General features: G+C 59.3%; 12 protein-coding genes. 7 read left to right on the top strand and 5 right to left on the bottom strand.

The window, feature by feature from the left end:
- Window positions 1–1055: 1055 nt before the first annotated feature.
- From DBR18_RS19965 to DBR18_RS19950, 4 genes are all read left to right on the top strand, one after another.
- Window positions 1056–1433 (top strand): DUF6124 family protein, encoded by a 378-nt coding sequence (locus DBR18_RS19965; protein ID WP_108591599.1) that lies wholly within the window; start codon window positions 1056–1058, stop codon window positions 1431–1433.
- 156 nt (window positions 1434–1589) lie between these two features.
- A complete protein-coding gene (locus DBR18_RS19960; protein WP_108591598.1) occupies window positions 1590–1859 on the top strand; it encodes a hypothetical protein in 270 nt (89 codons plus the stop codon).
- A gap of 416 nt (window positions 1860–2275) precedes the next feature.
- On the top strand, window positions 2276–3514 hold the full coding sequence (locus tag DBR18_RS19955; protein ID WP_108591597.1) for an S-type pyocin domain-containing protein: 1239 nt from the start codon (window positions 2276–2278) through the stop codon (window positions 3512–3514).
- Window positions 3511–3846, top strand: coding sequence for a hypothetical protein (locus DBR18_RS19950; protein WP_108591596.1), 336 nt, complete (start codon window positions 3511–3513; stop codon window positions 3844–3846). The genes DBR18_RS19955 and DBR18_RS19950 overlap by 4 nt, the downstream gene beginning before the upstream one ends.
- 82 nt (window positions 3847–3928) lie before the next feature.
- On the opposite strand, the gene DBR18_RS19945 is transcribed toward DBR18_RS19950, so the two are convergent.
- Both DBR18_RS19945 and DBR18_RS19940 read right to left on the bottom strand, forming a co-directional pair.
- Window positions 3929–4267: an FKBP-type peptidyl-prolyl cis-trans isomerase gene (locus tag DBR18_RS19945; protein ID WP_108591595.1), complete on the bottom strand. Its 339-nt coding sequence runs from the start codon at window positions 4265–4267 to the stop codon at window positions 3929–3931.
- A 189-nt stretch (window positions 4268–4456) separates the two neighbouring features.
- The gene (locus DBR18_RS19940; RefSeq protein ID WP_007965617.1) at window positions 4457–4765 is read right to left on the bottom strand and encodes an RcnB family protein; all 309 of its coding nucleotides are present in this window, start codon (window positions 4763–4765) and stop codon (window positions 4457–4459) included.
- Between the two features lie 473 nt (window positions 4766–5238).
- Between DBR18_RS19940 and DBR18_RS19935 the strand changes: the two genes are divergently transcribed.
- Complete coding sequence (locus tag DBR18_RS19935; RefSeq protein WP_108591594.1) at window positions 5239–6531, top strand: MFS transporter; 1293 nt, start codon at window positions 5239–5241, stop codon at window positions 6529–6531.
- 12 nt (window positions 6532–6543) lie between these two features.
- Window positions 6544–7311, top strand: coding sequence for a substrate-binding domain-containing protein (locus DBR18_RS19930; RefSeq protein WP_108591593.1), 768 nt, complete (start codon window positions 6544–6546; stop codon window positions 7309–7311).
- On the opposite strand, the gene DBR18_RS19925 is transcribed toward DBR18_RS19930, so the two are convergent.
- On the bottom strand, window positions 7301–8215 hold the full coding sequence (locus DBR18_RS19925; RefSeq protein WP_108591592.1) for a LysR family transcriptional regulator: 915 nt from the start codon (window positions 8213–8215) through the stop codon (window positions 7301–7303). The two genes, DBR18_RS19930 and DBR18_RS19925, sit on opposite strands and share 11 nt — an antisense overlap.
- Window positions 8216–8463: 248 nt before the next feature.
- Here DBR18_RS19925 and DBR18_RS19920 point away from each other — a divergent pair, with 248 nt between their 5' ends.
- Window positions 8464–10272, top strand: coding sequence for a monovalent cation:proton antiporter-2 (CPA2) family protein (locus tag DBR18_RS19920; protein ID WP_108591591.1), 1809 nt, complete (start codon window positions 8464–8466; stop codon window positions 10270–10272).
- 187 nt (window positions 10273–10459) lie between these two features.
- Here DBR18_RS19920 and hcnC read toward each other — a convergent pair whose 3' ends face one another.
- On the bottom strand, window positions 10460–11719 hold the full coding sequence (hcnC, locus tag DBR18_RS19915; RefSeq protein WP_108591590.1) for a cyanide-forming glycine dehydrogenase subunit HcnC: 1260 nt from the start codon (window positions 11717–11719) through the stop codon (window positions 10460–10462).
- On the bottom strand, window positions 11712–11845 hold a 134-nt coding region (locus DBR18_RS30380; protein ID WP_371921122.1), incomplete at its 5' end, for a hypothetical protein. The genes DBR18_RS30380 and hcnC, both read right to left, overlap by 8 nt.

The following is an 11845-nucleotide window of genomic DNA, read 5'->3' as shown; positions in this document are numbered from 1 at the left end:
CCACTGGGGGAGCCAGCTGCTCGCGAAGGTGGTGTGCCTGCTAGTAAAGATGCTGGATGAGCCGGCCCCTTCGCGAGCAGGCTCACTCCTACATTTGCCCGGCAGCGCTGCCAAATTTCACGCCTTACGCGAGCCCCTTGTGGGAGCGAGCCTGCTCGCGAAGGCGGTGGGCCTGCCAGTAAAGATGCTGAATGTGCCGACCCCTTCGCGAGCAGGCTCACTCCTACATTTGCTCGGCAGCGTTGCCAAATTTCACGCCTGGCGCGAGACCCTTGTGGGAGCGGGCTTGCCCGCGAAGGCGGCGGGCCTGCCACTAAAGATGCTGAATGTGCCGGCCCCTTCGCGAGCAGGCTCACTCCTACATTTGCTCGGCAGCGTTGCCAGATTTCACGCCTGACACGACACCCTTGTGGGAGCGGGCTTGCCCGCGAAGGCGGTGGGTCTGCCAGTAAAGATGCTGAATGTGCCGGACCCTTCGCGAGCAGGCCCACTCCCACTTTGCTCGGCAGCGCTGCCAGATTTCACGCCGGACACGACACCCTTGTGGGAGCGGGCTTGCCCGCGAAGGCGGTGGGCCTGTTAATAAAGATGCCGGATGTGCCGGCCCCTTCGCGAGCAGGCTCACTCCTACATTTTTCCAGTGGTGTGCTCGGGGTTCCGCTCCGGACGCGGATTCCCCTGTAGGAGCCAGCCTGCTGGCGATGTCAGGCTGAAAAATGCAGCATCATTTCGGCATCATCCACAAGGCTACATCGCCTTGCGCCTTTGCCTACAAGTACGCCAGAATCCGCCGGCTTGTGCGGTTTGAGGGGCATCGGTAACTTGGTTCGCGTCACTGAATGGTCAGTGATCGGGTTTAGTCGCTCGGTGTTTTTCCAAGTCCGCAAGCTGTCATCTAGTCAGGTATCTAGTCGCCTGCGCTAAATGGTAGCTGTGCGCAGGGCGTCCTCGGGCGCGCCGGTGAAGGCTTGGATACCGGTCGACTAACCTGCGCACAGCTGCCACCTATTGTTTAGTCGCAAGACAGTGTCAGCCTCATTGAGGTTATCCAAGCCATGTTCAAAGTAACTCCAAATCCGCCTGAAGCGGACGCATCCCCCGATCAAGACTCGACATCCCCCTACTCCGACCCAAATTCCCGAAAACTCCACGAAGCCGCCGAACGCGCCCTCGATCACTATCTGAAACCGCCATCCCCGCAACCGCGCAAACCCAGCCACATGTTCGTTGTCGCGCCAGACATGGACAACGAAGAACTGTTGGCCCACGCCTGCGAATCCATGGCCTCGGCCAGCATCATGCTCAGCGACTTCGCCGGCCTGCTCGACACGCCCTACCGCAACACCCTGCTCGGCATTCAGCAAGTGGTGATGCTCGGCGAACTCGCCGTCAACCGTGCCCTCGACAACCTCGACCCCCCGATCAGAAACTGAAAAGCGTCCCTGTGGCGAAGGAGCTTGCTCCCGCTCGACTGCACAGCAGTCGAAAATCCGGATCCGATCCGCAACGATGGGACTTGGGGTCGCTTCGCAACCCAGCGGGAGCAAGCTCCCTCGCCACAAGGAAAACGGCGCAAAGGAGAATTTCATATGACCAATAAAACAGATGCCCACGTCGTCGCCGCATTAGTCGCCATGGGCCTCAACGAACGGGATCGGCACTGGGCGCAGAACGCATGCCTGGTGTTGTGTGAAAGCGAGCGGGAAACAATTGTGGCCTCGGCCGTGAACGCTCTAGGGAAACTTGATGGGCTTGAAATGGAGGCTGTGCTGCCAGCGCTGCAGCGGGTGAAACGCCGGTTTCCATCACTTGCAAAGACAGTGGCTGAGACGCTGAACGCGATGGCAATTGCAGCCTGACTGATTGCGTGATCGTTCTTCGCGAGCAGGCTCGCTCCCACTTTGGATCGGCGTTGTAGTCGAGCTTCACGAACGACAGAGATCAGCTGTAGGAGCGAACCTGCTCGCGAAGACGCCCTTTCTGCTATCGAATATCCAAAGGTCAAACCCGGGAAAACAGGCTAACCCATGAAGAGTTACCCACCCGACTCCAAGCGCTTCTTCAAGCGTCAGCTCGCCTGACTGATACGCACACTTGCTCAGTCAAGCCTCTACGATTTACTTGACGGCTGGCTAAGTTAATTAAGCTGCGATGCCCCTAGCTTGGTTCTTAGATTTGTAACAATCACTTGAATTTCAGACCCTTCCTACAGCTATAAAAAGCACCTTGATATAGCGTCCGCATCGCTTATAAAAACGATGTAACAAGGACGCTGATGGTGCGTAAAAAAGATATACCCCGGGTTCAAAACCCACCGGCCGGCGACGGTCACCACATTACCAGCCGCTACATGACAACCAGCGAACTGGCGGAGAGGGAGGCAAGACAAGCTGCTTATGACGATATGCTGGCCAGGCAGCAGGCGTATGAAGATCGAATGATCAAACAACCGCTAGCGTATCAGCACGATGTTAAAGGCTGTGTTTTTACCAAAAGCTGCAAACTCCCTGATGGTGTTATCAATCACACAAGCCCCGCCGGTTTTATACCGGTAGAGAAACTGTCCGACTTTGGAGAGTTTTCCCTGCTAGGCGGCCGCGAACGAGACGCCGCCGGAAACATACCGCTGAAAAAAATCTACGCCAACCACTTGCCCAACTCAGCAGGAACTCTTGCTCTGAGTCTGACTGCCTTAGCAAGCACAAGTGGTAGCGCAGTGAGCGGTGCAGCTGTGACGACGGGTGGTGTTGGCGCTGGAGCACTTCTCGGAATAGTCGCACTGCTTTGGCCATCGAGTTTGGGCGACAGTTCTCTGTACACAGAGGAACAACTCAATTCACTCGAGAAAGGCCGAACTCGTGTCCGATTGCACTTGGAACAACAGCCAGACGGCACTCTGAAAGGATACGGGTACAACACCCAGACGCGCAGTGATTGGGAGATGATTCCTGTCGTGCAGTTCGTCGAGCAAGGCATCCAACACGTCGCGGACTTCGGTAATGGGACAACACTCATCTGGACTCCTGCCGTTGACCCTTCCAATACAACAGAAATTCCGCCACTGGAAAGTCCGCCCCAAGCACCTCAGATCTGGATTTATCCGCCGACAGAGCAGGCGGACAAAATCATCGTTAATCCGGTTTATCCACCGGAATATCAGGACTTCATTCTGGTGTTCCCCGCCAATTCAGGCATCAAACCGCTCTATATTGTCCTGGCACTTGAGTTCGACGCGGCCAGTTACCACGGAAAAAAAGATACACCCATCAAAAGCAAGGGGCCTACTAATGGCCAGGAAGCGCTGGAAAACTCTGTTCAGGTAAAACCCACATCGCCACGCCGCATTGGTGTCGATCCGGATGCAAATGAGCTAGTTGTCTTTGATCGCACGGGCGGAGATGTCTACCACGGTCACGTACGGGCATGGGATAAACTGCATCAAGACATGAAAAACGCGCTGATCAAAGCCAAAAAAGTAGACAACAAAGGCAATATCCTCGGAGCAAAAAAATGAGCCTCATCTATCAAGACCCATCACTCAGCCATGATGAAGCCATAAGACATCTTGCCAGCGACCTCGACGAAAATGTCATTTGCGCGCTGGTGTCTATCGGTCTGAATGAAACCGACAGAGCCTGGGCTCAAGACACCTGCCTGAAATATCTCACCAACAAAACTGAAGCGATTGTGGCGTCTGCCGTCACCGCTCTTGGCCACATCGCTCGACGCCATGGCGAGCTAGATATCAAAACCGTCCTGCCCGCGCTCGAAACCGTTCAGAGCAGGTTTCCTGCTCTAAAGGGAATCATTGAGGACACGCTTGACGATATCGACACATTCGCCTGACCCGTCGAACGAACGTTCAATCTACAGAGATGGGGATGAGGGGCTTAGCCCCTCATCCGAACGGCCTCAACACTCGCCCCCCTCAATCCTCCCGCGTCAAAACCTCCAGCAATTCAATCTCGAACACCAGATTCGAATGCGGCGGAATCTTGCCCATCGTTCGCTCGCCGTAGCCCAAATGCGCCGGCACCAGCAGTTTGCGCTTGCCGCCCACTTGCATGCCCATCAGTCCCTGATCCCAACCCTTGATCACCCGGCCCGTGCCAATCACGCACTGGAAAGGTTTGCCACGGCTGTGGGAAGAATCGAACTCACTGCCGTCTTCCAGCCAGCCAGTGTATTGGGTGGTAATCAGCGCGCCTTTGACGGCAGCCTTGCCCTCGCCCACCTGGAGATCGATTACCTGCAGTTCATCGGTCATGACATTCACTCGATTGCTTAACTGGCGGCCGTTTTCCCAGAAATGCCGGTGATTGGCAAGCCGATGGCGCAGAGCAACGCTATTACTCCGCTTATTGTGGGTCTGGCGATGCAAGAGGCCAGACACAGGAGGGCTTTGGGGTGGGAAGCCCTGCACGAGTGCATGCGCAGGGCTTTTGATTCGGGGGGATTAACGCTCGACAGGCTGCATCTCAACGATGGTTCCGTTGGTGATCATGACCATCACGTACTTGTCGTTGATCTGCACCCACTGCGCCTGGTCGATCGGCGCTTTCAAACCTTTCTGTTTCCAGTTTTTCAACGCTTTGTCGCTGCGCTGATAGATGTCCGGGGCGCGGTCGTTGACCTTCAATTCACGGTCGCTGGTCGGGGACTGGACGGTGGGTTCGCTTGAGGTTTGCGCCGCTTGAACAAGTGGGCTGATCCCGGCAATGCCGGCAACGAGGGCCAGGCTGGCGATTAGGGTTTTGCTGTTCATCGGTGAACCTCCTTCAGATGGGTGATGCCTGTACTCCGACTGCTGAGTCAGGAAATCATTCCTTGTTTTTTTGCCCGGGGTGGTTGGGGGATTGTAGTTGGCAGGCAGATCGTCATCGCTGGCAAGCCAGCTCCCACAGGGGCCGCTGATGAAACAGGATGTGTGATCGACCCGGGAAACCGTGGGAGCGGGCTTGCTCGCGAAGGGGCCGGTACATTCAGCGTCTTCATTGCCTGACCCAAAGTCATCGCGAGCAGGCTCACTCCTACAGGTTTGGTGTTGCCGCAAGATTTGTGCTCGACCCCGCTCCCACAGGGCCTGGTGGTGTTTCAGGGGATTGATCCGCTTTGCGCATCAATCCATGCCAACAATGCAATTAACATCCGGTTACACCTGCGCGACCATCCGCCGCAATAACAACCGTGCGCCACTTCCACGTCGCGCACGTCATAAAAGCGGTGGAGTTCATTTCTATGACAGCCTCAATCCCACACGGCGGCTCGCGGGCCGGCGCCATTTTCCGGGTCACCTCGGGCAACTTCCTCGAACAATTCGACTTCTTTCTGTTCGGCTTCTACGCCACGCAGATCGCGGCGGTGTTCTTTCCGGCGAGCAGTGAATTCGCTTCCCTGATGATGACCTTTGCCGTATTCGGCGCAGGCTTTCTGATGCGTCCTCTGGGGGCGATCGTGCTCGGCGCCTACATCGATGACGTCGGTCGGCGCAAAGGTCTGATCGTCACTCTGTCGATCATGGCCAGCGGCACGATCCTGATTGTGCTGGTGCCCGGCTACGAAACCATTGGTCTGTTTGCGCCGGCATTGGTGTTGATCGGACGGCTGTTGCAAGGCTTCTCCGCCGGTGCAGAACTGGGCGGTGTTTCGGTGTACTTGTCCGAAATCGCCACGCCCGGCCGCAAGGGCTTTTTCACGGCCTGGCAGTCGGCCAGTCAACAAGTGGCGATCATTGTCGCGGCGGCGTTGGGCTATGCGCTGAACGCGTGGATGGCGCCGAGCGTGGTGGCCGATTGGGGCTGGCGGATTCCGTTTTTCGTTGGCTGCATGATCGTGCCGTTCATCTTCCTGCTGCGCCGTAACCTGGCGGAAACCGAAGAATTCGCTGCACGCAAACACCGCCCGAGCATGAAAGAAGTGTTCCGCACCCTCGGCCAGAACTGGGTGGTGGTGCTGGGCGGCATGCTGATGGTCGCGCTGACCACCACTGCGTTCTACCTGATTACGGTGTACGCGCCGACGTTCGGCAAAACCGTGCTGCACCTGAGCACTTCCGATGCGTTGCTGGTGACTTTGCTGGTGGGCGTGTCGAATTTCTTCTGGCTGCCGATTGGCGGCATGTTGTCCGACCGCATCGGCCGGCGCCCGGTGCTGATTGCGATGTCGCTGCTGGCCCTGGCCAGCACTTACCCGGCGCTGTCGTACCTGGTGCAGGCGCCGAGCTTCAGTCACATGCTGCTATCGCTGCTGTGGCTGTCGTTCATCTACGGCATGTACAACGGCGCGATGATCCCGGCGTTGACCGAGATCATGCCGGTGGAAGTGCGGGTGGCCGGTTTCTCCCTCGCCTACAGCCTGGCAACCGCAATTTTCGGCGGCTTCACGCCAGCGATGTCGACCTTCCTGATCCAGTACACCGGCGACAAAGCCGCGCCAGGTTACTGGATGAGCGTCGGTGCGCTGTGCGCGTTGTGCGCCACGTTGTACCTCTATCGCCGTGCAGGCGGCCGCCTGCAACCGGTTGTCGCATAAGGAGCAATCACCTTGAAAAAACTGATCAATCTCGGCGCCATCGCCCTCTTCGCGTTCAGCGCGCTGGCACACGCGGAACAGCTGAACGTGATGACATCGGGCGGTTTCACCGCCGCCTACAAAATCCTCGGCCCGAAATTCGCAGCGGCCACCGGCAACACCCTCGACACCCAGCTCGGCCCGTCGATGGGCAAAGCCCCGGAGGCGATCCCCAATCGCCTCGCTCGTGGCGAACACGCCGACGTGGTGATCATGGTCGGCTACGCTCTCGACGACCTGATCAAACAGGGCAAGGTCGACCCGGCCTCGCGGGTTGAGTTGGCGGATTCACGGATAGGCCTGGTGGTGCGTGAAGGCGCGCCGAAGCCGGATATCAGCAGTGTCGAAAGCCTGAAGAAAACCCTGCTCGACGCACAATCGGTGGCCTACTCCGACAGCGCCAGCGGCGTGTACATCGAGAAAGAGCTGTTCAACAAACTCGGTGTCGAGGATCAACTGAAACCGAAAGCGAAGATGATCCCGAAAATCCCGGTGGGCTCGGTGGTTGCCACGGGCGATTATCAACTGGGCTTCCAGCAGGTCAGCGAATTGCTGCCGGTGCCGGGGGTGACGTTTGTCGGCAAGATTCCGGAATCGGTGCAGTCGGTGACGCGTTTTGCCGCCGGCATCCCGGTCGGCGCGCAGCATCCGAAAGAGGCCAAGGCCCTGCTCGACTACCTCGCCGCGCCTGCCGCTCAGGCTGACGTGCAGGCCACCGGGCTGGATTCAGTCAAGCGCTGATCGTTGGCGGCTGGACTTTCATTTCCACCACCAGCCGCTCCAGTTCCAGTGCCGCCGGGGTCAACGTGCGACCCCGGCGCTTGATGATGCCGACACTGCGCATCACTTGCGGCTCGGTCAGCGGCACCCGCGTCAGGATCGGATGATCCGGCCCGGGCATCGCCATCAGCGGCACCGCCGCCACGCCAAGCCCCGCCTCGACCAGACCGATCATGGTCGTCACGTGCCGCGTCTCGCAGATGCTCGGGCGCTGCGGCACCACGCTGCTCAAGGCCTGATCGAGCAGGAAACGGTTGCCGGACGTCTTGTCGAGCGAGATGTAATCCTGCTGATAGAACTCGTCCCAGGTCACGCTGCTGCGCCCGGCCAACGGGTGATCGCGACGGCAGGCGACCACATAGCACTCCTGCACAAGCGCTTCGAAATCGACTTTGGCATCCTGCGTGCCGAGGAAACTCAAACCGAAATCCGCCTCGCCGTTGACCACCGCGCTGAGCACATCATGGGCGCTGGAGTCGAGGACTTTGACCTTGATCCGTGGAAACTGCTGGTGATAGCGGGCGACCACTCGCGGCATGAAGTAATACGCCGCCGACGGTACGCAGGCCACCGTGACATGACCGAGTCGGGTCGATGCGACTTCACTGATGCCCAACAACGCCACATCCAGATCATCGAGCAAACGTTCGACGCTGGGCATGAATCCGCGTCCGGCCTGGGTCAGGCTGACCTTGCGCGTGGTGCGCTCGAACAGTTTCACGCCCAGCGCGTCTTCAAGCTTTTCGATGCGTCGGCTCAACGCCGGCTGCGACAGGCGCACGGTGTCGGCAGCCTTGCGAAAACTGCCCTGTTCGACCACGGCGCGAAAGGCTTGCAGGTCGTTGAGATCGAAGTTGATGGCCATGGCAGACTCGAAAAGATTGATTCGCGAAGGCTATCAATGTAACCAACTGATGCAAATTATTACAGACTCACACCGCCCCCTGTAGGAGCTGCCGCAGGCTGCGATCTTTTGATCTTGATATTGATCTTCAAAAACAACATCAAAAGATCGCAGCCTGCGGCAGCTCCTACAGGGATCTTCTGTGGATCTTGAATCGATTCAGCCTTTATCCTTGTTGCCCCCGCCGTAACGCTGTCAGGAGTTGTGTCATGCCCCATGAAGGCAATCTGTTACAAGCCGCTGTCGTGTTTCTGTTTGCGGCCGTGCTCACCGTACCCCTGGCCAAGCGTCTGCAACTGGGCGCGGTGCTTGGGTATCTGTTTGCCGGGGTGATCATCGGCCCGTCGGTGCTGGGCTTGATCGGCAACCCTCAGAGCGTCAGTCATATCTCCGAGCTGGGCGTGGTGCTGCTGTTGTTCATCATCGGTCTTGAGCTGTCGCCGCGCCGTTTGTGGGTGATGCGCAAATCGGTGTTCGGCGTGGGGCTTGCGCAGGTGTTGCTGACGGGGTCGGTGATCGGCGTGCTGGCGTTGTTCGCCTTCGGCCAGCCGCTCAACAGTGCGATCGTGCTCGGCCTCGGCCTGGCACTGTCGTCCACCGCATTCGGCCTGCAAAGCCTGGCCGAGCGCAAGGAACTGACCAGCCCCCACGGGCGGCTGGCGTTTGCGATTCTGCTGTTTCAGGACATCGCGGCAATCCCGTTGATTGCGCTGGTGCCAATGCTTGCCGGCAGCGACCACAGCAGCAGTGCCGCCGAAGATCTGAACCACGGTTTGCGTGTCCTCGGCAGCATTGCCGTGGTGGTGGTCGGTGGGCGTTATCTGCTGCGTCCGGTGTTCCGCGTGGTGGCAAAAACCGGCCTGCCGGAAGTGTCCACGGCCACCGCATTGCTGGTGGTGATCGGGACGGCGTGGCTGATGGATCTGGTCGGGGTGTCGATGGCGCTGGGGGCGTTTCTCGCCGGGTTGCTGTTGGCGGACTCCGAATACCGGCATGAGCTGGAGGCGCAGATCGAGCCGTTCAAAGGCTTGCTGCTGGGGCTGTTTTTCATCAGCGTCGGCATGGGCGCCAATCTCGGTCTGCTGCTCAGCGCGCCGGTCACCGTACTCGGGCTGACGCTGCTGTTGATCGGTTTGAAGCTACCGCTGCTGTTTGTGGTGGGACGGCTGGCCGGAGGCCTGAACAAAATCAGTGCGATCCGCCTCGGTATCGTCCTTGCGGCCGGTGGTGAATTCGCCTTCGTGGTGTTCAAGATCGGTCGCGATCAGGGTTTGTTCGAACCGCGCCTGTATGACTTGCTGGTGCTGACGATCACCCTGTCGATGGCGGTGACGCCGCTGTTGTTGCTGATTTGTGCACGCCTGGTCAGCCCCAAGGTACAGCCGGTGGAAGTGCCGGAGAAATTCCGCGAAATCGACACTGACACGCCACGGGTGGTAATCGCCGGCATGGGCCGTATGGGCCAGATCGTGGCGCGGATTCTGCGGGCGCAGAACATCAGGTTCGTGGCCCTCGATACCTCGGTGGAAACCATCGAGCTTTCGCGCAGTTTTGGTGGCGTGCCGGTGTTCTATGGCGACCCGATGCGCCCGGAAATCCTAAATGCGGCGAAGGTGGGCGAGGCGGAATATTTTGTCATCGCCACGGATGACCCGGAGACCAACATCAAGACCGCCGAGATCGTGCGCAAGCTGTATCCGCACATGAAAATCATCGCCCGGGCGCGCAACCGTCAGCATGTGCATCGTCTGGTGGATGTCGGCGCCGAAGCGATTCGCGAGACCTATTACTCAAGCCTGGAAATGAGCCGGCGCACGCTGGTCGGGCTGGGTCTGACCCAGGCCCAGGCCGATGCGCGGATCAAGCGCTTCAAGCACCACGACGAGCAGGTGCTGGAGGCTCAGCACGCGATCTACGACGACGCCGCCAAGGTCCTGCAAACCGCCCAGGAAGCGCGGGCGGAACTGGCGCGGTTGTTCGAGTCGGATCAACTGGAAGAGGAATCGCGCAAGGCCTGAGCTCCTTGCACAGATCCAGATTTCGTACCGACAGGCCTGACGCCTTCGCGGGCAAGCCCGCTCCCACAGGTTTTGTGAACGCCCGAAAACCCTGTAGGAGCTGCCGCAGGCTGCGATCTTTTGATCTTGATCTTAAAAATCAAAATCAAAAGATCGCAGCCTGCGGCAGCTCCTACAGGGGATTGGGTCAGGCCAGCTCTAACTCGCGCTCTTGCTTGACCGGTGCCACCGCAAACCGATCCGCCAGGAACGGTGTGATATCCAGCGGCAGCGCTTCCTGGTTGACCAGTTTGTCCAGCAGCACGCCGGTGATCGCTGAGGTCAGGATGCCGGTGCGAAAGTGTCCGCAGGCATTCAGATAGCCCTCCACCCCACGCATCGGCCCGAGGATCGGCAGTTCATCCGGCGAGCCCGGACGCAAACCGGCCCAGGTGCGCTTGAGATTGACGTCCTTGAGTCCCGGCAGGCAGCGCACCGCGCCCTGCACCAGCCCGGCGATTTCCGGGTAGGTGGTGGTGACGTCGAAGCCTTTGTCTTCGGTGGTGCTGCCGATCAGGATCTCGCCGTTGTCCTTCTGCGCCACGTAGCAGTCGCTGGTGGTCAGGCAGCCGTTGAGGATTTTCGGCATGCGCTCGGTCAGCAGGATCTGGCCCTTGACGGGTTTTACCGGAATGCGCACGCCGGTGGCCCACTCGCTCAAGTCCGCCGCCCAGGCACCAGCGGCGTTGATCAGGGTCTTGCAGTGGAACACGCCCTCTTCGGCCGTCTGCACGCCCGTCACGCGGTTGCCGTGGTGCAGCACGCCGGTGACGTTTGTGTTGACGTAGATATCGACGCCATTCTGCCGCGCACCTTCCATGTAGGCATCGGCGAGGCGGAACGGGCTGACCTGGTGATCGCAGAGAAATTCCAGCGCCCCCCGGGCCTCGTGGCTGACGCTCGGTTCGGCTTCGCGCAACGCAGCCTGATCGAGCCAGCGCACCTGATCGGCCAGATGCGGAATGCAGCTGACAATGTGCTCGGCATAGAGTCGGTCCTCGTCGTCATAGATGACGAACTTCAGCCCGGTCTTTTCGAACTTGAAATCCATCCCGTGCTTGTCGATCAACTCGCGGTGCAGTTGCGGGTACAGCGCGTTGGACTGCAAGGCGAAATCGAAGAACGACTCCGGCAGGATGTGCGGCGTGCTGGCGTCCACCGCGACCGCCGCGCCCTGGGTTTCGCGCTTGCGGTTGGCCGACATCATGCGGAAGAAAATCACCCCGCATCCCAGCCCCACCGACTCGCCAATGGCCCACAGGCCGCCGGCCGAAGCGCGGGTGGCGTTGCCCGGGCGTTTGGCGTCGATCAGCGCGACCTTCAGATTCTCGCGCTTGGACAATTGATAGGCGCAGGACGCCCCGATCACGCCGCCACCGGCAATGACCACGTCATAGAACTTACTCATGGGAAGCGGCCTCCGTGCCGACGGACTGGAACGCGGAAAATGGAATCGGATCGATCGGGAAACGCGGACGCAGCCAGCCGACGTCCTTGCGCCCGGTGGCCTGACGCAGGCGGTCGCTGCAGTAGC

Source organism: Pseudomonas sp. HMWF021 (assembly GCF_003061005.1).
GTDB lineage: Bacteria > Pseudomonadota > Gammaproteobacteria > Pseudomonadales > Pseudomonadaceae > Aquipseudomonas.
This window is presented reverse-complemented; position numbering and strand designations above follow the sequence as displayed.